This is a genomic window from Nocardioides sp. Soil_C_8, from assembly GCF_057656315.1.
Window position 1 is genome coordinate 565,890 of record NZ_JBDGKQ010000001.1, and the last position, 20,105, is coordinate 585,994.

Annotated in this window: 17 protein-coding genes; 5 read left to right on the top strand and 12 right to left on the bottom strand. The window is 71.2% G+C overall.

All coding sequences use genetic code 11. The features are described 5' to 3' along the window. Positions 1–3: 3 nt before the first annotated feature. Genes meaB through AC3A3L_RS02850 form a run of 3 tightly spaced genes read right to left on the bottom strand, consistent with a single transcriptional unit; the run spans position 4 to position 5,065 of the window. Entirely contained in the window at positions 4–1,026 is a 1,023-nt protein-coding gene (meaB, locus tag AC3A3L_RS02840) for a methylmalonyl Co-A mutase-associated GTPase MeaB (protein ID WP_487638523.1), read from the bottom strand. Beyond that, a complete protein-coding gene (gene scpA / locus AC3A3L_RS02845) occupies positions 1,026–3,227 on the bottom strand; it encodes a methylmalonyl-CoA mutase (RefSeq protein ID WP_487638524.1) in 2,202 nt (733 codons plus the stop codon). The genes meaB and scpA overlap by 1 nt, the downstream gene beginning before the upstream one ends. Next, the gene (locus AC3A3L_RS02850; protein WP_487638525.1) at positions 3,224–5,065 is read right to left on the bottom strand and encodes a methylmalonyl-CoA mutase family protein; all 1,842 of its coding nucleotides are present in this window, start codon (positions 5,063–5,065) and stop codon (positions 3,224–3,226) included. The genes scpA and AC3A3L_RS02850 overlap by 4 nt, the downstream gene beginning before the upstream one ends. A 148-nt stretch (positions 5,066–5,213) precedes the next feature. Here AC3A3L_RS02850 and AC3A3L_RS02855 point away from each other — a divergent pair, with 148 nt between their 5' ends. Next, the gene (locus AC3A3L_RS02855) at positions 5,214–6,425 is read left to right on the top strand and encodes a hypothetical protein (RefSeq protein WP_487638526.1); all 1,212 of its coding nucleotides are present in this window, start codon (positions 5,214–5,216) and stop codon (positions 6,423–6,425) included. A gap of 1 nt (position 6,426) precedes the next feature. On the opposite strand, the gene AC3A3L_RS02860 is transcribed toward AC3A3L_RS02855, so the two are convergent. Genes AC3A3L_RS02860 through AC3A3L_RS02875 form a run of 4 tightly spaced genes read right to left on the bottom strand, consistent with a single transcriptional unit; the run spans position 6,427 to position 10,636 of the window. After that, positions 6,427–7,176 carry a glycoside hydrolase family 16 protein gene (locus AC3A3L_RS02860; RefSeq protein WP_487638527.1) on the bottom strand — a complete coding sequence of 250 codons (750 nt, stop codon included), beginning with the start codon at positions 7,174–7,176 and terminating at the stop codon, positions 6,427–6,429. Between the two features lie 4 nt (positions 7,177–7,180). Next, positions 7,181–7,957, bottom strand: a complete 777-nt coding sequence (locus AC3A3L_RS02865; protein ID WP_487638528.1) for a succinate dehydrogenase/fumarate reductase iron-sulfur subunit — start codon at positions 7,955–7,957, stop codon at positions 7,181–7,183. Positions 7,958–7,960: 3 nt separating this feature from the next. Continuing rightward, on the bottom strand, positions 7,961–9,814 hold the full coding sequence (locus AC3A3L_RS02870; RefSeq protein ID WP_487638529.1) for a fumarate reductase/succinate dehydrogenase flavoprotein subunit: 1,854 nt from the start codon (positions 9,812–9,814) through the stop codon (positions 7,961–7,963). After that, positions 9,815–10,636, bottom strand: a complete 822-nt coding sequence (locus AC3A3L_RS02875) for a hypothetical protein (protein ID WP_487638530.1) — start codon at positions 10,634–10,636, stop codon at positions 9,815–9,817. Between the two features lie 155 nt (positions 10,637–10,791). Between AC3A3L_RS02875 and AC3A3L_RS02880 the strand changes: the two genes are divergently transcribed. Genes AC3A3L_RS02880 through AC3A3L_RS02890 form a run of 3 tightly spaced genes read left to right on the top strand, consistent with a single transcriptional unit; the run spans position 10,792 to position 14,316 of the window. Then, positions 10,792–11,511, top strand: a complete 720-nt coding sequence (locus tag AC3A3L_RS02880; protein ID WP_487638531.1) for a succinate dehydrogenase cytochrome b subunit — start codon at positions 10,792–10,794, stop codon at positions 11,509–11,511. A 40-nt stretch (positions 11,512–11,551) separates the two neighbouring features. Then, positions 11,552–13,573, top strand: coding sequence for a fumarate reductase/succinate dehydrogenase flavoprotein subunit (locus tag AC3A3L_RS02885; RefSeq protein ID WP_487639818.1), 2,022 nt, complete (start codon positions 11,552–11,554; stop codon positions 13,571–13,573). Then, positions 13,573–14,316 carry a succinate dehydrogenase/fumarate reductase iron-sulfur subunit gene (locus AC3A3L_RS02890; RefSeq protein ID WP_487638532.1) on the top strand — a complete coding sequence of 248 codons (744 nt, stop codon included), beginning with the start codon at positions 13,573–13,575 and terminating at the stop codon, positions 14,314–14,316. Before AC3A3L_RS02885 ends, AC3A3L_RS02890 begins: the two co-directional genes overlap by 1 nt. Positions 14,317–14,542: 226 nt before the next feature. Here AC3A3L_RS02890 and AC3A3L_RS02895 read toward each other — a convergent pair whose 3' ends face one another. From AC3A3L_RS02895 to AC3A3L_RS02905, 3 genes are all read right to left on the bottom strand, one after another. Next, entirely contained in the window at positions 14,543–15,508 is a 966-nt protein-coding gene (locus AC3A3L_RS02895) for a hypothetical protein (RefSeq protein ID WP_487638533.1), read from the bottom strand. A gap of 243 nt (positions 15,509–15,751) precedes the next feature. Beyond that, positions 15,752–16,804 (bottom strand): YihY/virulence factor BrkB family protein, encoded by a 1,053-nt coding sequence (locus tag AC3A3L_RS02900; protein WP_487638534.1) that lies wholly within the window; start codon positions 16,802–16,804, stop codon positions 15,752–15,754. Between the two features lie 3 nt (positions 16,805–16,807). Next, a complete protein-coding gene (locus AC3A3L_RS02905; RefSeq protein ID WP_487638535.1) occupies positions 16,808–17,317 on the bottom strand; it encodes a 2'-5' RNA ligase family protein in 510 nt (169 codons plus the stop codon). Positions 17,318–17,368: 51 nt separating this feature from the next. Here AC3A3L_RS02905 and trpS point away from each other — a divergent pair, with 51 nt between their 5' ends. Beyond that, a complete protein-coding gene (gene trpS, locus AC3A3L_RS02910) occupies positions 17,369–18,433 on the top strand; it encodes a tryptophan--tRNA ligase (RefSeq protein ID WP_487639819.1) in 1,065 nt (354 codons plus the stop codon). 22 nt (positions 18,434–18,455) lie between these two features. On the opposite strand, the gene AC3A3L_RS02915 is transcribed toward trpS, so the two are convergent. Beyond that, on the bottom strand, positions 18,456–18,614 hold the full coding sequence (locus AC3A3L_RS02915) for a hypothetical protein (RefSeq protein ID WP_487638536.1): 159 nt from the start codon (positions 18,612–18,614) through the stop codon (positions 18,456–18,458). 194 nt (positions 18,615–18,808) lie between these two features. Further along, positions 18,809–20,056 carry an MFS transporter gene (locus AC3A3L_RS02920; RefSeq protein ID WP_487638537.1) on the bottom strand — a complete coding sequence of 416 codons (1,248 nt, stop codon included), beginning with the start codon at positions 20,054–20,056 and terminating at the stop codon, positions 18,809–18,811. Positions 20,057–20,105 lie beyond the last annotated feature (49 nt).

A 20,105-nucleotide genomic window follows, 5' to 3' on the forward strand; every position in this document is an offset into this window, starting at 1 on the left:
AGTCTACGGGCGCGTCCCCTCCCCCTCGGCCGTTTGCCCGTCGTAGGCGGCGAGTAGCCGATCTGCGGCCAGCGGGGCCGGCAGCTCGCCGGACAGCACGGCCCGGCGTACGTCGTCGCGCACGGCGGCGACCCCGGGCGAGGACCGCAGCCGCTGGTCGAGCTCGTCACGCACGAGCGCCCAGGTGAAGTCGAGCTGCTGTCCCGCGCGCTTGTGGGCGAGGCCGTCGACGCCGAGGTGGGCGCGGTGCGCACCCACCCGCTGCCACACGTCGTCGACGCCGGCACCGGTCAGCGCGGAGCAGGTGACGACGGGCGGCGCCCACTCGGCGTGCCCGCGGACCAGGCGCAGGGCGCCGGAGAGCTCACGCGCGGCGACGCGGGCGTCGGCCTCGTGGCCCTCCCCGCCGAGGGCGTCCGCCTTGTTGACCGCCACCACGTCGGCGATCTCGAGGATGCCCTTCTTGATGCCCTGCAGCTGGTCGCCGGTGCGCGCGAGGGTGAGGAAGAGGAAGGTGTCGACCATCCCGGCGACGGTGACCTCGGACTGCCCGACGCCGACCGTCTCGACCAGGACGACGTCGTACGCCGCCGCCTCGAGCACCAGCATCGCCTGGGTGGTCGCGCGGGCCACGCCGCCCAGCGTGCCGGCCGAGGGCGAGGGCCGGATGAAGGCGCCCGGGTCGACCGACAGCGTCGCCATGCGGGTCTTGTCGCCGAGCACCGACCCGCCGGTGCGCACCGACGACGGGTCCACGGCGAGGACGCCGACCCGGTGGCCCGCGCCCGTGAGGCGGGTGCCGAGCGCCTCGATGAAGGTGGACTTGCCCACCCCGGGGACGCCGGAGATCCCGACCCGGGTCGCCATCGGTCGCTCGGTGGCGGCGAGCTCGGTCAGGAGCTCGCGCGCGGCGAGGCGGTGCTCGGGACGCGACGACTCGACGAGGGTGATCGCGCGCGCGACCGCGGCCCGCTGGCCGTCCTGCACGCCCGCGACCAGCGCGGCGACGTCGATCGGCCGCGGCATCAGGCTCCCGGGTCGTGGCGGTGCTGTTCCCTCAGGCGCGCGATCAGGTCGAGGGCCGACTCGGCGATGACCGTGCCGGGCAGGAACACCGCCGCGGCGCCCATCTCCTTGAGCGTCAGCACGTCGTCGGGCGGGATCACGCCGCCGATCACGACCATGATGTCGGGCCGGCCCTGGTCGGCGAGCGCCTGCTTGAGGGCCGGCAGCAGCGTCAGGTGGCCGGCCGCCAGCGAGGAGACGCCGACGATGTGGACGTCGGCGTCGATCGCCTGCTGGGCAACCTCCTCGGGCGTGGAGAACAGCGGCCCCACGTCGACGTCGAAGCCGAGGTCGGCGAACGCGGTGACGACGACCTTCTGGCCGCGGTCGTGCCCGTCCTGGCCCATCTTGGCCACGAGGATGCGCGGTCGGCGGCCCTCCTCGGCCTCGAACTCCTCGGTCGCCTGCAGGACCGCGGCGACGGCACTCCCCTCGGGGGCGCCTGCCTCGTCGCGGTACACGCCGCTGATCGTACGGATGACGGCCTGGTGGCGGCCGTAGACCTTCTCCAGCGCGTCGGAGATCTCCCCGACCGTGGCCTTCGCGCGCGCCGCGTCGACGGCCAGCGCGAGGAGGTTGCCCTCCAGGGAACCGCCGCCGGCCGGACCGCGCTCGGCGCTGGTGGTCAGCGCCTCCAATGACCGGCGTACGGCGTCGTCGTCGCGCTCGGCGCGCAGCCGCTCGAGCTTGGCGACCTGCTGGCGGTAGACGTCGTCGTTGTCGACGCGCAGCACGTCGAGCTTGTCCTCGGCGGCGAGACGGTAGGTGTTGACGCCGATGACCTTCTGCGCCCCGGAGTCGATGCGCGCCTGCGTGCGGGCGGCCGCCTCCTCGATGCGCATCTTGGGGATGCCCTGCTCGATCGCCGCGGCCATGCCGCCGGCCCGTTCGGCCTCCTGGATGTGGGCCCAGGCGCGCTCGGCGAGGTCGTGGGTGAGCTTCTCGACGTAGTAGGAGCCGGCCCACGGGTCGATCACCTGCGTGGTGCCGCTCTCCTGCTGCAGCAGCAGCTGGGTGTTGCGGGCGATGCGCGCGGAGAAGTCGGTCGGCAGCGCGATCGCCTCGTCGAGCGCGTTGGTGTGCAGCGACTGCGTGTGCCCCTGGGTCGCGGCCATCGCCTCGATGCAGGTGCGGCCCACGTTGTTGAACACGTCCTGCGCGGTGAGCGACCAGCCCGAGGTCTGGCTGTGCGTGCGCAGCGACCGCGACTTCGGGTTCTGCGGCTCGAAGTCGTCGACCAGGCGGGCCCACAGCGCGCGGGCCGCCCGCATCTTGGCGACCTCCATGAAGAAGTTCATCCCGATCGCCCAGAAGAAGGACAGGCGCGGCGCGAACTGGTCGATCGTCATGCCGGTGTCGAGGCCCGCGCGGATGTACTCCACGCCGTCGGCGAGGGTGTAGGCCAGCTCGAGGTCGGCCGTCGCCCCGGCCTCCTGGATGTGGTAGCCGGAGATCGAGATCGAGTTGAAGCGCGGCATCCGCTGCGAGGTGAAGGCGAAGATGTCGCTGATGATCCGCATGCTCGGCGCCGGCGGGTAGATGTAGGTGTTGCGGACCATGAACTCCTTGAGGATGTCGTTCTGGATGGTCCCCGCGAGCTGCTCCGGCTTCACCCCCTGCTCCTCGGCCGCCGCGATGTAGAGCGCCAGCACCGGCAGCACGGCGCCGTTCATCGTCATCGACACCGACATCTCGTCGAGCGGGATGCCGTCGAAGAGGGTGCGCGTGTCGTAGATCGAGTCGATCGCCACGCCCGCCATGCCGACGTCGCCGCGCACCCGCGGGTGGTCGGAGTCGTAGCCGCGGTGGGTGGCGAGGTCGAAGGCGACGCTCAGGCCCTTCTGGCCCGCCGCGAGGTTGCGGCGGTAGAACGCGTTGGACTCCTCGGCGGTCGAGAAGCCGGCGTACTGCCGGATCGTCCACGGCTGGGTCGTGTACATCGTCGGGTAGGGCCCGCGCAGGAACGGCGCGATGCCCGGCCACGTGTCGAGGCCGTCGAGGCCCGCGAGGTGCTCGGGTCCGTAGACGGGGAGGATGTCGATCCCCTCGGGACTGCTCCACGGCTCGCCCGCACTGCCGCCCGCTTCGTTGGTCGAGGAAGGACGAAGTCCTGTCACGAGACCCGACAGGGGGACGTCGGCGAAGTTCTTCGGGATGCTCATCGGGCGAGCTCCTCTCGGATCCGGCCGAGGAAGCCGAGCGCATCGACTCCCATGGCGCACGAGTCGTCCACGTCGGTCACGGTCCGCTCACCCGGCTTGCCGGCCAGGACGACGTACGACGCCCCTGCCGCCCGCAGCGCGGCGACGAGGTCGGCGCCCCACTCGGCGTAGGCCGCGTCGGTGCCGGCCAGGCAGACCACGGGCCGGCCTCCTCGCTCGGACCGGTAGGCCGCCATCACGTCGTCGACCGAACCGGTCGCTCCGGCGACCTCGACGGCGACACCGCCCGCGGCGAGCAGGTTGGTGGCAAAGGTGGCGCGGGCCGTGTGGGCCGCGACCGTGCCCATCGTGGCGAGGAACACCGGTTGCGACGCGGGCGCGGCGCGCATGTCCTCGTAGGCCGAGGCGTAGTGCACGAGCTCGCCGTTGCGCTGCCAGGGCTCCCGTTCGGGGAGCACCTCGTCGAGGTTCGGGAACTCCGAGATCCCGGTCAGCGGACGGGACCGGTCCGCGATGCCCGCGTCGCGCCGGGCGCGCACCTCGTCGACCCGCGCCCGTACGGCGACCGCCGCCTGCGGCCCCACGCCGCCGTCGGCCTCGATGCGACCGAGCTCGGCCCAGCCGGCGACGGCGAGGTCGTCGGTGAGCTTCTCCACGGCGTAGGAGCCACCGGCCGGGTCGGTGACCGTGGCGACGTGCGACTCCTCGACCAGCAGGGCGGAGGTGTTGCGGGCGATCCGGCGGCCGAAGGCGTCGGGCCGGCCGAGGCGCTCGTCGAAGGGAACCACGGTGAGCGCGTCGGCACCGCCGACACCGGCTGCGAACGCGGCAACCGTGCCGCGGAGCATGTTGACCCAGGGGTCGTGCTTGCCCATCATCGCGCGGCTGGTGACGACGTGCTGGCGCTGCGGGAGGTCGGTGGCGCCGCTGGCCTCCAACACCCGGGCCCACAACCGGCGGGCGGCGCGCAGCTTGGCGATCGTCGGGAACTGCTCGTCGGTCGCGGCGTAGCGGAACTCGACGAGCCCGGCGGCCTCGTCCACCGTGAGCCCGGCGTCGGTGAGCACGCGGAGGTAGTGCACGCCCACGGCCATCGTCCAGCCGAGCTCCTGGGCGTCGCTCGCCCCGAGGTCGTGCAGCACGGTGCCGTCGACGACCGCACCGAGCACGCCGAGCGCCCGGGCGCGACGGACCGTGTCGACGAAGGACTGCGCCAGCAGCGGCTCGCCCTCGCCGACACCCTCGCCGAGCAGCAGCGCGGTGGCCGGGTCGGCGGAGAGGTTGTTGCCCGGGTGCGGGTCGCCCGGGGTGTCCTCGAGCAGGCGGGCCAGCGCCTCGGACTGCCCGGTGCTGGGGTGCTCGAGCGTCACGGGCGCGAGGTCGAGCAGCACCCCGCGCAGCGCGACCTCGAGGTCCAGGCCGCCCACGAGGTCGAGGTGCAGCGAGGTCGCGCCGTTGTCGAGGTCGACCAGGGCCGCCTCGTTGACGGCCGCCGCGTCGTCGCCGACCAGCGACGTACGCACGTCCCAGGCGCCGCGACGCACCGGGCGGCCGCTGGTGGCGAGCCCGTCCAGGTCGGAGGGCTGGCCGATCGGTGCGACCTCGATGCCGTCCAGCGTCGTCCGGGTCAGCACCGTCCAGACGTCTGAGTCGGGCGCGTCGTCCGCGAGGCGCCGGGCCTTGCGCAGCACGGCGGCCGTGGCCGCCTCCCACGCTGCTCCGTCGTACGCGTCGCCGTCGCCGACCAGCCGGAGCGAGCCCTCCGCGGGCTGCAGCTCCTCGGGCTCGTCGAGCCCGCCGTCGAGGCCACCAGGCACGCCACCAGGGAGGTCGGTCATGCTGCGCAGGATAGGCCCGTGGCGTGGCGAGGGTCACTGCCGCCGGCTATGGGATAGGTCACCGTCCCGAGGCGGCTGCCGGAGATTCCCGGCCGGGCGGGACGTCGGCCCCATGTGCCGGCGGCCCGTCGTTCCTAGCGTCGTTGCCATGCCGGACGTCTTCCTCCACGTGGGTCTCTACAAGACAGGGACGACCACGATCCAGGGCGCCCTCGCGGCCTCGGCGGAGCAGCTCGCCGCCGCGGGGGTGCTCTTCCCGGGGGGCCACCGAGCCCAGCGCCTCGCGGCCTACGACCTGCTCGGCCAGCGTGTGGGCGGTGAGCTGCGCGGCGAGGCCGCAGGGGCGCTGGGCCGGCTGGTCGACCTCGTCGCGGCCCACGACGGTCCGACCGTGGTGGTCTCCGAGGAGGAGCTGTCCCTGGCACGTCCGCGCCAGGCACGCCGGCTGGTGCGCGAGCTCGACGGCCACCGGGTGCACGTCGTCGTCGGCGCGCGCGACATCGCACGCACGCTGGTCTCGGCCTGGCAGCAGACGATCGTCAACGGCGGCACCACCACCTGGGGGGACTTCGTGGCGTCGGTGCGGGGACAGGAGGGCGCGCCGCCGAGCGAGGGCGTGTCCTTCCACTGGCGCCACGACCTCCTCCGGGTGCTCGACACCTGGTCGTCCGTGGTTCCGGCCGAGCGCGTGCGGCTGGTCACGGTGCCGCCGCGGGGCACGCCGGGGGCAGCCCTCCTGACCCGCTTCGGCGCCGCGGCCGGCCTGCCCGCCGGCTGGCCGGGCGAGCAGCAGCCGGCCCGCAACGTCTCGCTGGGCGCGGCCGAGCTCGAGGTGGTGCGCCGGCTCAACGCGGCAGTGTCCGGGAGGTTCAACGCCACCCAGCACCGGTTCGTGATCGAGGCCGGCATCCGGTCGCGGCTCGCCGGCACGACCGACCGGCCGCTCGAGCTGCCGCCGGAGCACCTCGCGTGGGCGACGTCGTACGGCGAGCGGATGGTCGCCGAGCTCGGACGCCGCGAGCTCACCGTCCACGGCGACCTGTCCGACCTCGTGCCGACCGGCGTCGCCACGTCCGGACCGGCGCTCGACCAGGTCACGGACGACGAGCTGCTCGACGCCACCCAGGCTGCGCTGGTGTCGATCGCCCTCGACCACGGACGCCTCTTCCGGCGCTACCGCCGCGCGTTCGCCGAGCGGGAAGGCCGGCTACCGGGACCCGTCGAGGTGCTGACCAGCCAGCTGCGCGCCGGGGGTTTCTGGGCCCGCAAGCGGGCGGTCCACCACGCCGACCGGCACCCGCTCCTGGCGCGCGCCTCGAACCTCTACCTGCAGCGGACCTCGCCGACCTCGCGGTGGTGAGCTACCACCCCGCGACGTGGTCGACCACCAGCCGCGGCACCAGGTGGTCGTCGTCGCCGGTGGAGTCGTCCGGGAAGTCGAACACCGCGACCATGAGCTGGAGCGGGTACGTCGGCGGGCGCGGGCAGCGCCGCAGCTCCTCGCCGTCGACGGTGAAGACGGCGACGTCGGCGTCCCAGTCGACGGCGTAGGTGTGGAACCCGGACACCTCGACGTCGACCCGCGGCGCCGCGAAGTCCTGGGTGAGCGCCGGGTCGCGGAACGCCTTGATGCCGACGCCCACCTCGGCGGACCCCGGCCGCAGCGCGCTGCCGAACACCTCGACGACGCAGAGCTCGCCGCAGCGCAGCTGCTCCTCGTCGTCCTCGAACCCCGACATCCAGAGGGCGGCCATCGAGCGGTGCGACAGGTCCATGGCGCAGCGGATCTCGACGTGGCCGGACGTCGGCAGCCACCCCTCGAAGCGCGGCTGCTCCTCCTCGACAGTCAGCCCCTCGGCGAACCGCTGCTGCCCGCGGGTGCTGCCGACCGGCCCCGACCAGCTGCCCGACTGGATGCCGGACACCCGCAGCGGCGGTGCGTGGTCGTCGGGGCACCAGACCGGGTGGTCGACCGGGACGTCCAGCACGAGGCGACCGCCCTCGACCCGGTGGCTGGCGCGCGTCGCCGCCCGCGAGCTCCAGGCCGGCAGGTAGTGCGGCAGCCACACCGACGGGTCGAGCCCGTCGCCGTCGAAGTCGTCGCGGAACACGGTCTCAGAGCTCGGCTCGGCCCTCGTTGTCCTTGTTGCGGATCCCGATCTTGTTGCCGAGCCACACCAGCGGGTCGTACTTGCGGTCCACCACACGCTCCTTCATCGGGATGATCGCGTTGTCGGTGATGTGGATGCCCTCCGGGCACACCTCGGTGCAGCACTTGGTGATGTTGCACATCCCGAGACCGGCCGCCTCCTGCGCCAGCTTGCGGCGGTCGTGGGTGTCGAGCGGGTGCATGTCGAGCTCGGCGTAGCGGATGAAGAAGCGCGGTCCGGCGAAGTGCTGCTTGTTGTCCTCGTGGTCGCGCACGACGTGGCACACGTCCTGGCACAGGAAGCACTCGATGCACTTGCGGAACTCCTGGCCGCGCTCCACGTCGACCTGCATCATCCGGCGCTTGCCGTCGGCGTCGCGCGGGCCGAGCTCGGCGTACGGCAGCTCGCGGGCCTTCCGGTAGTTGAACGACACGTCGGTGACCAGGTCGCGGATCACCGGGAACGTGCGCATCGGGGTGACCGTGATGGTCTCGGACGGCTCGAAGTCCGACAGGCGCGTCATGCACATCAGCCGCGGTCGGCCGTTGACCTCGGCGCTGCACGACCCGCACTTGCCGGCCTTGCAGTTCCACCGGATCGCGAGGTCGCCGGTCTGCGTCGCCTGCAACCGGTGCAGCGCATCGAGCACCACCTCGCCCTCGGACACCTCGACGGTGTAGTCCTGCAGGTCCCCGCCGTCCTGGTCCCCCCGCCACACGCGCAGCTTCAGGTCGTAGGCCATGAGTCAGCTCCCCTCGAAGTGAGACTTCAGGTCGTCGGGCATCTCGGGCAGCGGCTGCTCGGCGAGGGTCACGCCGGTGCCGGCGTCGTCGAGGCGGACGACGAGGTTCTTCGTCCCCCATTCGGGATCCGTCTTCGGGTAGTCGTCGCGGGTGTGCCCGCCACGGGACTCCTGACGGGCGAGGGCCGCCCGCGCGATCGCCTCCGAGACGACCAGCATGTTGCGCAGGTCGAGGGCGAGGTGCCAGCCGGGGTTGTACTGGCGGTGGCCCTCGACCGACATCCTCTGTGCCCGCTCCTTGAGCTCCTCGATGCGCACCAGCGCCTGCTCGAGCTCCTCGGCCGTGCGGATGATGCCGACCAGGTCGTTCATCGTCTGCTGCAGGTCCTGCTGGATCGTGTAGGGGTTGTCACCCCCCTCGACCTGGAACGGCGTCAGCGCCGACCACTCGCCGGCCCGGACCGACTCGTCGGTGACGACCGGACGCTGCGCCAGCCCCGCGACGTACGCCGCTGCCGCCTCGCCGGCGCGCCGGCCGAAGACCAGCAGGTCGGAGAGGCTGTTGCCGCCCAGCCGGTTGGAGCCGTGCATGCCGCCCGAGCACTCGCCGACGGCGTAGAGGCCGGTGACGGCACTCAGCTCGGTGTCGGGGTCGACCTCGATGCCACCCATGACGTAGTGGCAGGTCGGCCCGATCTCCATCGGCTCCTGCGTGATGTCGACGTCCGCGAGCTCCTTGAACTGGTGGTACATCGACGGCAGCCGTTTGCGGATGAAGTCGGGGTCGCGGCGCGAGGCGATGTCGAGGTAGATGCCGCCGTGCGGTGACCCACGGCCCGCCTTGATCTCGGAGTTGATGGCCCGCGCGACCTCGTCGCGCGGCAGCAGCTCGGGCGGGCGGCGGTTGTTCTTCTTGTCGTCGTACCAGCGATCCGCCTCCTCCTCCGTGTCGGCGGTCTCCGCCCGGAAGAAGTCGGGGATGTAGTCGAACATGAAGCGCTTGCCCTCGGAGTTCTTGAGGACGCCGCCGTCACCACGCACGGACTCGGTGACGAGCAGCCCCTTCACCGACGGGGGCCACACCATGCCGGTGGGGTGGAACTGCACGAACTCCATGTTGATCAGCGACGCGCCCGCCCGCAGCGCCAGCGCGTGGCCGTCGCCGGTGTACTCCCACGAGTTGGACGTCACCTTGAACGACTTGCCGATCCCGCCGGTGGCCAGGACGACGGCCGGGGCCTCGATCGTCACGAAGCGACCGGTCTCGCGCCAGTAGCCGAAGACGCCCGACAGGGCGCCGGCGTCGTCCTTCAGCAGGTCGGTGACGGTGCACTCCATGAAGACGTCGATGCCGACCTGCACCGCGCGCTGCTGCAGCGTGCGGATCATCTCGAGGCCGGTGCGGTCGCCGACGTGGGCGAGCCGGGCGTACTTGTGGCCGCCGAAGTCGCGCTGGCTGATCAGCCCGTCCTCGGTGCGGTCGAACAGCGCGCCCCAGTCCTCGAGCTCGAGGACCCGCTCGGGCGCCTCCTGCGCGTGGAGCTGAGCCATGCGCCAGTGGTTGAGCATCTTGCCGCCGCGCATGGTGTCGCGGAAGTGGACCTGCCAGTTGTCCTCCGGCCAGCGGTTGCCCATCGCCGCGGCGATGCCGCCCTCGGCCATCACGGTGTGCGCCTTGCCGAGCAGCGACTTGCAGACGATGGCGGTCTCCGCGCCCGCCTCGTGGGCGGCGATCGCGGCCCGCAGGCCCGCCCCGCCGGCGCCGACCACCACCACGTCGTACCGGTGGCGCTCGATCCCGCCCTCGGCGTAGTAGGACATCTCGTTGCCCGTCATCGGGTGCCTGGTGTCCGTCACTTAGAAGAACCTCACGTCCTGGATCACTCCGGTGGCCAGCAGGTAGATGTAGAGGTCGACGATCGCGACCGAGAACAGCGAGTACCACGCCCACCTGCCGTGGCTCTCGTTGAGCCGCGACACCCACGTCCACACCCGGTAGCGGACGGGGTGCTTGGAGAAGTGGCGCAGCCGGCCGCCGACGATGTGGCGGCAGGAGTGGCACGACAGCGTGTAGAGCCAGATGAAGACGATGTTGACGATCATCAGCAGCGTGCCGAGGCCCATGTGGATGCCGCTGGTCTCGCCGTCGCCGACGGCGTACTCCGCCGGCATCGGCCGGAACGCCAGGAACGTGTCGAACGTGAGCACCAGGCCGACCAGCACCGCGGCGTACCAGAACCAGCGGTGGACGTTCTGCAGGACGAGCGGGAACCGCGTCTCGCCGGAGTAGGACCCGTGGGGCTCGGCGACGCCGCAGGCGGGCGGGCTCAGCCAGAACGCGCGGTAGTAGGCCTTGCGGTAGTAGTAGCAGGTCATCCGGAAGCCGAGCGGGAAGATCAGGATGATCAGCGCTGCCGACAGCGGCCACCAGTCGAACGGCTGGCCGAAGTCGGAGGCGCCCTCGACGCAGTCCCCCAGGCACGGCGAGTAGAACGGCGACAGGTAGGGCGTGGCGTAGTAGTCGCGTCCCACGAACGCGCGGACCGTCGCGTAGACGACGAACGCCGTGAAGACGACGAACGTCGCCAGGGGCGAGAGCCACCACCGGTCCTGGCGCAACGTCCGCGCCTCGATGCGCGCGCGGGTCGGACTGGTCACGCCGTGGTCGGTTGTCGCCATGCGTCCTCCGTGAAGGTCCCGGCAATCCGGGAGTGCTCCCGGACGACGGTCCCGACTATGACCTGTGTCACGCCTGAGCGGAAGACAACGCGCCCAGCAAAACGTCACACGCCCTCGGCGCGTCGCTTGCCGGAGCAACGGGATAACGTGGCGGCGTGGCAACCCAACTCAATCCCCCTCGGCCCACGCTGGTGAAGGGTGCGCGGGCCTCGCGCACCACCATCGCGCTCAAGCTGGGCATGGCGGTCAGCGGCTTCATCTTCCTCGGCTTCGTGCTCGCGCACATGTACGGCAACCTCAAGGCGTTCGCCGGCCACGACGCGTTCAACGAGTACGCCCACCACCTGCGCGTGCTCGGCGAGCCGATGCTGCCGCACGAGGGCGCGCTGTGGATCCTGCGGCTCGGCCTGATCCTGTCGCTGGTGGTGCACGTCTACTGCGCCGTCGTGCTGTGGCGCCGCGCTGCTCGCGCCCGCACCACGAAGTACGTCATGAAGAAGGACACCGGCGCGACGCGGGCCAGCCTGATGATGCGCTGGGGCGGGGTGACGATCCTGGTCTTCCTGATCTGGCACCTGCTCAACTTCACCATCGGCAAGGTCAACCCGCAGGGCGGCGCGACCAACGACCCCTACGACCTGATGGTCGACACCTTCGACGTGTGGTGGATGACGCTGATCTACATCGTCGCGATGCTCGCCCTCGGTGCCCACCTCCACCACGGCATCTGGAGCGCCGCCCAGACGCTCGGCTGGACCGGCACCGCGGCCAAGCGGCAGCGCGCGAAGGTCTTCGGGTTCGTCATCGCGCTGATCGTCTCGGTCGGCTTCTCCCTCGTCCCGCTCGCCGTGCTCGCGGGCATCATCACCAAGTAAGGGGTCACCGCACGTGAGCCACGACAGCCACGACATGGACATGCCCGACACCGTCACCTCGACGGAGGCCTCGCACAGCGGGTCAATCGACGGGGACTACGACGACGCCGCGGGCTACTACACCCCGGGCACGCCGCTCGTCGACGAGAAGGCGCCCTCGGGCCCGATCGCGGACCGCTGGCAGAACCGGAAGTTCGAGGCCCGCCTCGTCAACCCGGCCAACCGCCGCAAGCTCTCGGTCATCATCGTCGGCACCGGCCTGGCCGGCGCCTCGGCCGCCGCCACGCTCGGCGAGGCCGGCTACAACGTCAAGACGTTCTGCTACCAGGACTCCCCGCGCCGGGCGCACTCGATCGCCGCGCAGGGCGGCATCAACGCCGCGAAGAACTACAAGGAGGACGGCGACTCCGTCCACCGCCTCTTCTACGACACCGTGAAGGGCGGCGACTACCGCTCGCGGGAGTCCAACGTCTACCGCCTCGCCGAGGTCAGCACCAACATCATCGACCAGTGCGTCGCGCAGGGCGTTCCCTTCGCCCGTGAGTACGGCGGCCTGCTCGACAACCGCTCCTTCGGTGGCGTCCAGGTCTCGCGCACGTTCTACGCCCGCGGCCAGACGGGACAGCAGCTGCTGATCGGCGCCTACCAGGCGCTCGAGCGCCAGATCTCCGCCGGCACCGTGTCGATGTTCACCCGCCACGAGATGCTCGAGCTGATCGTCGCGGACGGCAAGGCCCGCGGCATCATCGCCCGCGACATGGTCACCGGTGAGGTGCAGACCCACCTCGCCGACGTCGTCGTCCTCGCCTCGGGCGGCTACGGCAACGTGTTCTACCTGTCCACCAACGCGATGGGCTCCAACGTCACCGCCGCCTGGCGCGCGCACCGCAAGGGCGCCTACATGGCCAACCCCTGCTACACGCAGATCCACCCGACCTGCATCCCCGTCTCGGGCTCGCACCAGTCCAAGCTGACGCTGATGTCGGAGTCGCTGCGCAACGACGGCCGCATCTGGGTGCCGAAGAACCAGGCCGACTGCGACAAGGACCCGCGCGACATCGCCGAGGAGGACCGCGACTACTACCTGGAGCGGATCTACCCCTCCTTCGGCAACCTGGTCCCCCGCGACATCGCCTCCCGGGCCGCGAAGAACGTCTGCGACGAGGGTCGCGGCGTCGGCCCCGAGGTGGACGGCGTACGCCGTGGTGTCTACCTCGACTTCGCCGACGCGATCGACCGCCTCGGTCGCGACGCGGTGGCCAACAAGTACGGCAACCTCTTCGACATGTACGCCCGGATCACCGGCGAGGACCCGTACTCGGTCCCGATGCGGATCTACCCGGCCGTGCACTACGTCATGGGCGGCCTGTGGGTCGACTACGACCTGCAGTCCACGATCCCCGGCCTGTTCGTCACCGGTGAGGCCAACTTCTCCGATCACGGCGCCAACCGCCTCGGCGCCTCCGCGCTGATGCAGGGGCTGGCCGACGGCTACTTCGTGCTGCCCCACACGATCCGCGACTACCTCGCCGACGGCCCGTTCGAGCCCATCGGCGAGGACCACCCGGCGGTCGTCGAGGCCCGCACCTCGGTCACCGAGCGCATCGAGCACTTCCTGTCCGTCAACGGCACCCGCAGCGTCGACTCCTACCACCGCGAGCTCGGCAACATCATGTGGGAGTACTGCGGCATGGAGCGCACGGAGACGGGCCTCAAGAAGGCGATCGACCTGATCCGCGGGCTGCGCGACGACTTCTACCGCAACGTCAAGGTGCTCGGCACGAGCGAGTCGCTGAACCAGTCGCTCGAGAAGGCCGGCCGCGTGGCCGACTTCTTCGAGCTCGGCGAGCTGATGTGCATCGACGCGCTCAACCGGCGCGAGTCCTGCGGCGGCCACTTCCGTGGCGAGTCGCAGACCGAGGACGGCGAGGCGCTGCGGCACGACGACGAGTTCGCCTACGTCGCCGCCTGGGAGTGGGCCGGCCTCGACGAGCGGCCCGTCCTGCACAAGGAAGACCTGGTCTACACGGCCATCGAGATGAAGCAGCGGAGCTACAAGTAATGAACCTGACCCTCAAGATCTGGCGTCAGCCCGACGCCGTCAGCCCCGGTGCGATGCACACCTACGAGCTGGCCGACGTCTCCCCCGACATGTCGTTCCTCGAGATGCTCGACGTGCTCAACGAGCAGCTCAACGACAAGGGCGAGGACCCGATCGCGTTCGACTCCGACTGCCGCGAGGGCATCTGCGGCATGTGCGGCCTGATGATCAACGGCGACGCGCACGGCCCGGAGGTCACCACGACCTGCCAGCTCCACATGCGCTCGTTCAGCGACGGCGAGACGATCACGATCGAGCCGTGGCGCTCCGACGCCTTCCCGGTCGTGAAGGACCTCGTCGTCGACCGCGGCGCCTTCGACCGGATCATCCAGGCCGGCGGCTACGTCTCGGTCAACACCGGCTCGGCGCCCGAGGCCCACTCGGTCCCCGTGCCCAAGGACGACGCCGACCGCGCCTTCAACGTCGCGACCTGCATCGGCTGCGGCGCCTGCGTGGCGGCCTGCCCCAACGGCTCGGCCTCGCTCTTCATGGGCGCCAAGGTCACCCACCTCGGCCTGCTCCCCCAGGGCCAGCCCGAGCGCGACGAGCGCGTGGTCAACATGGTCGCCCAGCACGACCACGAGGGATTCGGTGGCTGCACCAACATCGGTGCCTGCACCGCCGCGTGCCCCAAGGAGATCCCGCTCGACGTGATCTCCCAGCTCAACCGCGACCTCCGCACCGCGATCAAGCACGGTCACTGAGCGACGTACTGCTCCACCGACGAGGGCCGGGGGTCTCCCCCGGCCCTCGTCGCGTCTTTGGACTCTGGCCTCCTCGACCGCCGAGCGGTGCCCCACCCACATTCCAAGAGCGGCGAATGTGGGTGGCGCACCGCTCGCGCCGGCGACACGCCCATGGCGCCGTCCGGGCGGTGCCTCAGCCACATTCCGAGCACCGAGAATGTGGCTGACGCACCGCTGGGACGGCTCACGACGCGCGACGCCGGCGTACGAGCTGCGCGAGCGGCTCGAACAGCTCGGCCCACTGCACACCGAACACCGGCGGCGGTCCGGCGTACCCCTCCGCCACGAGCGCCGAGTGGATCAATCTGACGGTCGCCTTCGGTGACCGCATCCGCTCCTTGGTGACAAGTTCGTAAGGCACGTCGTGTCGGCGATAGAGGCCGTAGCGGTCGATGTCGGCGTTGTACTGGGCGCGCTCCTCCTGGTGCTGGCTTCCTTCGTACTCGACCACGAGCCGGCAGTCCTCGAACCGCAGGTCGGGCGTGAGCTCGACGACCCCGACGGTCATCGTCTCGTTGACCTCCGGCACGGGCAGCCCAGCGAACACCACGTACGAGAACAGCTTGGCCTCGGGCATGGAGCGGCAACGCCCCTCCAGGTGAGGCAGGGCCAACGCCGTCTCGGGCACACCGCTGCGCCACTTCTCTCCGCGCAGGATCTCCTCGAGCCGAGCGAGGTCGAGCAGCTCCTTGTTGAGCAGGACCGAACCGACCACGATGGCGTCGAGAAGCCGGGACTCGGCGCAAAATGCGACGAACGCCGCCTCGATGCTGACGGCGTCGTCACCGTTCGGTGGCATTTTGACCGTGCGGTGCAGGAAGACCCCTTCGAGGGTCAGGTGCAGGTCCCCCTCCACGACGAAGTGGAGCGGCCAGGCGCGTCCCGCGTCGACGCCCGCCTGTCGCAGGCGGGTGGCGCCAGTCGTGCGAGCGGATGGAGGTAGAGCCAGGCGAGCTGCCTCCACATGGTCCGCCCACGTCATCTCCAGGCTCCGGTGGACGTAGACCCCTTGATGGAGGCGTCGGAACTGAACGCCCTCCAGCACGCGGGCAGGCGTGCCGAGCGAGAGGGCGTACGACCGGGTGAAGGGACCCTGCAGGAGTTCCGGCGCTACGTGGTGCATGACGTCATGGCGCCACATCGCTGCCACTCGCGCGGAGCGTCGCCGTACGGGCTGTGGACGAGCCTTCGCGGGCACTTGTTGTGGAGACATGGTGGCCAGCGCGCGTCGCCGTCAGCGGGCGGTGCGCCAGCCACATTCCCCCGGTCGCGGATGTGGCTGGGACACCGCCCGAGTGGCCGACAATCGCGACGAGCTGGCGAGCGGTGCCGTAGCCACATTCGGCGCCCACGGAATGTGGGTCACGCACCGCTCGAGGAGAGGAGGGTGCGCTCAGCCCCGGCGCCGGAGGAGGGCGACGAGGCCGAGCATCGAGGCGGCGCCGGCGGCGAAGGCGGCCTTCGGCGACGCGGCGGGTGCGGGAGGGGACGGGCGTACGCCGGGGGCAGCCGCGGCGAGGTCGATGCGGGGGCCCTCGGGCATCTGGTCGGCGACCCGGTTCGCGTCGCGGAGGGCGCGGGCCTCGGGCGAGGTGTGGGACCACGCCGCGGAGAGGACGACGACGCGGGAGAAGTAGTTGATCCACACCAGCAGGATCAGCGCGATGCCGAAGGCCTGGAACGCGGGCGAGCTCGCCGTCGCCTTGAGCAGGAAGGTGGACAGCTGCTTCATGATCTCGAACAGGATGGCGCCCAGGAGTGCACCGGACCACAGGGACTTGCTGGGGATGTCGGGCTGCGCGAGCAACCGGAAGAACGCGAAGTAGAGCAAGGTGTTGGCCGCCAGGCCCAGGCACAGGGCCAGCACCCAGAAGAACACCTCGGCGACCGCGCCCAGGTCGAGCGCGTCCATGATCGGGGTCAGCACCTTGGTCGCGATGCCCGAGATCGCCACGCTCGCGACCAGGATGGTGCCGAGCGCCAGCAGGGCGAGCACGTCACGCAGCTTGCCGAACACGAAGTTGGGCTGCTCGCGCTCGGGCTCCTCGAAGATCGCCGTCAGCGCGGTGCGCATGCCCGAGAGCCACCCCAGCCCGGAGTAGAGGGTCAGCAGGATGCCGAAGGTGAAGATCCCGGGCGCCGCGGCCTGGAGGGTGTCGAGCGGGACCCCGTTGTCACCGCCGACGAGGCCCGGGAGGACGGAGTTGGCCGCGTCGACCAGCGTGTCCTGGGCGTCCTCGTAGACCTTGGTCAGCTGGCCGAAGACCGCGAAGGCGAGCGCGAGGATCGGGAAGAACGACAGGAAGGCGAAGTAGGTCACCGCGGCTGCCAGCGCGCTGCCGTTGACCTGGCCGTAGTGCTCGACGGCGCGCACCAGGTGGTCGACGACCGGGCGCCGCTCCCGGGCGCGGGCGACTCGCTGCTTGACGGTGTCGACGACCCCCACCGCTCAGCCCAGCGCGAAGTGGTCGGTGGCCCGCCAGCCGGTGCCGGTGTCGTGGACGTAGAGGCTGAACGCGTCGACCTCGAAGCGGCACTCGAACTCCGCGAGCTCACCGAACGCCCGGTCGAGCGTCTCGTCGTCGAGGTGGTGGGCGATGGTGACGTGCGGGTGGTAGGGGTAGTGCAGCTCGACCTCGAGCGGCCCCTGTCGTACGGCGCCCGCCAGCACCTCGCAGCCCGAGATGCCCTCAGCCAGGGTGACGAACACGACCGGCGAGACCGGACGGAACGTGCCGGTGCCGCGCAGGTGGATGTCGAACGGCGGGACGGCGGACGCCGCTTGCCTCAGGTGGGCGCAGACCGCCTCGAGATCGCCGTCGGCCAGCTCGGTCGGCGGGACCAGCGTGATGTGGGTCGGGATCTGCGTCGCCGTGGTGTCGCCGACGCTGGTCCGGTAGTCCTGGAGCTCGCTCGCCCAGGGCTCGGGGATCGCGATCGCTACTCCGATGGTGGGCACCTCCGAAACCCTACAGAACCCGATCGCGACGTCGATCGCCCCCTGATTAGGATCGTCGCCGTGAGTGACACCTTCCGCGCCGCACAGGCCCGCAGCGACGCCATCGAGGAGCAGATGGCGAAGGACCCGGCCTCGCTGCGCATGCTGACCGGGGACCGTCCGACCGGGGCGTTGCACATCGGCCACTACTTCGGCTCGATCCGCAACCGCCTCCGCCTGCAGGACAGCGGCGCCGAGATCTGGCAGCTGATCGCGGACTACCAGGTGATCACCGACCGCGAGGTCGGCGGCGACATCGCCGGCAACGTGCGCAACCTGCTGGTCGACAACATCGCCGCCGGGCTCGACCCCGAGAAGGCGACGATCTTCACGCACTCCTCGGTGCCCGCGCTCAACCAGCTGATGCTGCCCTTCCTCAGCCTGGTCAGCGTCGCCGAACTGCAGCGCAACCCCACCGTCAAGGACGAGGCCAAGTCGGCCGGCATCACCTCGATCGGCGGGCTGCTGCTCACCTACCCCGTCCACCAGGCCGCGGACATCCTGTTCTGCAAGGCCAACGTCGTTCCCGTCGGCCGCGACCAGCTGCCCCACCTCGAGCAGACCCGCGTCGTCGCGCGCCGCTTCAACGACCGGTACGCCCCCGTGTTCCCGGAGCCGGGTGCCCTGCTGTCCGAGGCGCCGCTGATCCTCGGCACCGACGGCACCAAGATGAGCAAGTCCAAGGGCAACGTGGTCGAGCTGCGGATGACCGCCGACGAGACCGCCAAGAAGCTCAAGGGCGCCAAGACCGACAGCGACCGGGTCATCACCTACGACCCGGAGGCCCGCCCCGAGGTGGCCAACCTGCTCACCCTGATCGGGCTGTGCGAGGGCGTCGACCCCGCGGCCGTCGCCGAGGAGATCGGGGACGGGGGCGGCGGGGCGCTCAAGGGGCGCCTCACCGACGCCATCAACACCGAGCTCGCCCCGCTGCGCGCCCGCCGGGCCGAGCTCGAGGCCGACCCCGGCTACCTCGACGAGGTGCTGCGCCGCGGCAACGCCCGGGCCAACGACGTCGCCGAGGCGACCCTCGCCGAGGTGCGCGAGGCGATGGGGATGGTCTACGGCTGGGCCTGACCGCCCCCTGCGACCAGCCGGGTCACACCACCCAGCCGACGTTCTCCGCGACCAGGTCGGCCGCAGGGTAGATCCCCCGCAGCTCCTCGCGCCTCCTCAGCAGCTCGACCACCGCCCCGGTGTTGCGGTCGGCCAGCTGGCGGCGGCGCTCCATCTCGCGCGCGATCCTGTCCTCGTCCATGACTCCCCCAATCGGAATGTTCTCCGGCGGCTGACCCGCCCTTCGATAATTGGATCGTTACAAGTCCGGGCTACGCAACAGTTCCGCCCGTGTTAACTCCACGCAACATCAGCGGAAATCACGTGCACGGTTCTGCGCTCAAGGCAGCGCAGATCAGGGGCGTCAGCCCGGGTCGGCAGGGGGTCAGGCGGGGGTCAGGCGGGTACGGCGTCCCGCCGACGCACGTGCAGCGCGGCCGACAGCAGCAGGATCGCCACGCCGGCGATCGAGAGGCCGAGGCCGACCAGGGCGGGGGCGCGGAGTCCCCAGCCGGCGGCGATGACCAGGCCGCCGAGCCACGCACCCAGCGCGTTGGCGATGTTGAGCGACGCGTGGTTCATCGCGGCGCCGAGGGTCTGCGCGTCGCCGGCGACGTCCATCAGCCGCAGCTGGAGGTTGACGACGAGCACCGACCCGAGCGTGGTGATGAGGAAGACGACGGGCAGGGCGGCCCAGCCGTGCGGCGCGGCGACCCAGAAGGCCAGCATGGTCGCGGCCATGCCGACGCCGCCGATGATGAGCGAGCGGAAGATCGACCAGTCGGCCATGATCCCGGCCAGCCACGTGCCGGCCACCATGCCGAGGCCGAAGGACAGCAGGAAGACCGCGACCGACCGCTCCCCCAGGCCGGCCACGTCGGTGACGACGGGCGCGATGTAGGAGTAGACGGCGAACATGCCCCCGAAGCCCACCGCGCCGGCCAGCAGGGTCAGCCACACCTGGGGCACCTTGAACGCCGACAGCTCGCGGCGACCGCTCGCCCCCGGGTCGCCGGGGCACGACGGCACGAACCACACGACGAGGGCGAGGGTGACCACGGCCAGGCCTCCGGCGGCCCAGTAGGCCGCGCGCCAGCCGAGCTCCTGGCCGAGCACGGTGGCGGCGGGTACGCCGATCACGTTGGCGACCGACAGGCCCAGCATCACCAGGGAGACGGCACGCCCCTTGCGCGAGGGCCGGGCCATGCTCGCCGCCACCAGGGAGGCGACGCCGAAGTAGGCGCCGTGCGGCAGGCCGGCGGCGAAGCGCGCCACCATCAGCTGCTCGTAGGAGGTCGCGAGGGCGCTCAGGCCGTTGCCGACGGCGAAGGCGGCCATGAGGGCCACCAGGAGGGCGCGCCGCGGGAGGCGGGCGCCGAGGAAGGCGAGCACGGGCGCTCCGACGACCACCCCGACGGCGTACGCCGAGATGACGTGGCCACCGGTCGGGATCGAGACGTCGACGCCGCTCGAGATCTGCGGCAGCAGCCCCATCGTGACGAACTCCGTGGTGCCGATGGCGAACCCGCCCATCGCCAGTGCCAGCACCGCGAGGCCGAAGTGGCGTGCGGTCACCGAGGGGACGTCGAGGTCGGCCGACGAGGGGTCGGCGGGCAGGGCGGAGGTCTCGGCGGTCGTGGTCATCACCTCCGACAAGGACGGGCTCCCGGGGATTGTTCCCCGCGAGCCCGCC

What these genes read in the sequence shown, in the direction of transcription:
- meaB (WP_487638523.1), bottom strand. Translation starts at nt 1,026, where the DNA reads ATGCCGCGGCCGATCGACGTCGCCGCGCTGGTCGCGGGCGTGCAGGAC.
- AC3A3L_RS02920 (WP_487638537.1), bottom strand. Translation starts at nt 20,056, where the DNA reads ATGACCACGACCGCCGAGACCTCCGCCCTGCCCGCCGACCCCTCGTCG.
- AC3A3L_RS02890 (WP_487638532.1), top strand. Translation starts at nt 13,573, where the DNA reads ATGAACCTGACCCTCAAGATCTGGCGTCAGCCCGACGCCGTCAGCCCC.
- AC3A3L_RS02885 (WP_487639818.1), top strand. Translation starts at nt 11,552, where the DNA reads ATGCCCGACACCGTCACCTCGACGGAGGCCTCGCACAGCGGGTCAATC.
- AC3A3L_RS02915 (WP_487638536.1), bottom strand. Translation starts at nt 18,614, where the DNA reads ATGGACGAGGACAGGATCGCGCGCGAGATGGAGCGCCGCCGCCAGCTG.
- scpA (WP_487638524.1), bottom strand. Translation starts at nt 3,227, where the DNA reads ATGAGCATCCCGAAGAACTTCGCCGACGTCCCCCTGTCGGGTCTCGTG.
- AC3A3L_RS02865 (WP_487638528.1), bottom strand. Translation starts at nt 7,957, where the DNA reads ATGGCCTACGACCTGAAGCTGCGCGTGTGGCGGGGGGACCAGGACGGC.
- AC3A3L_RS02875 (WP_487638530.1), bottom strand. Translation starts at nt 10,636, where the DNA reads ATGGCGACAACCGACCACGGCGTGACCAGTCCGACCCGCGCGCGCATC.
- AC3A3L_RS02850 (WP_487638525.1), bottom strand. Translation starts at nt 5,065, where the DNA reads ATGACCGACCTCCCTGGTGGCGTGCCTGGTGGCCTCGACGGCGGGCTC.
- AC3A3L_RS02855 (WP_487638526.1), top strand. Translation starts at nt 5,214, where the DNA reads ATGCCGGACGTCTTCCTCCACGTGGGTCTCTACAAGACAGGGACGACC.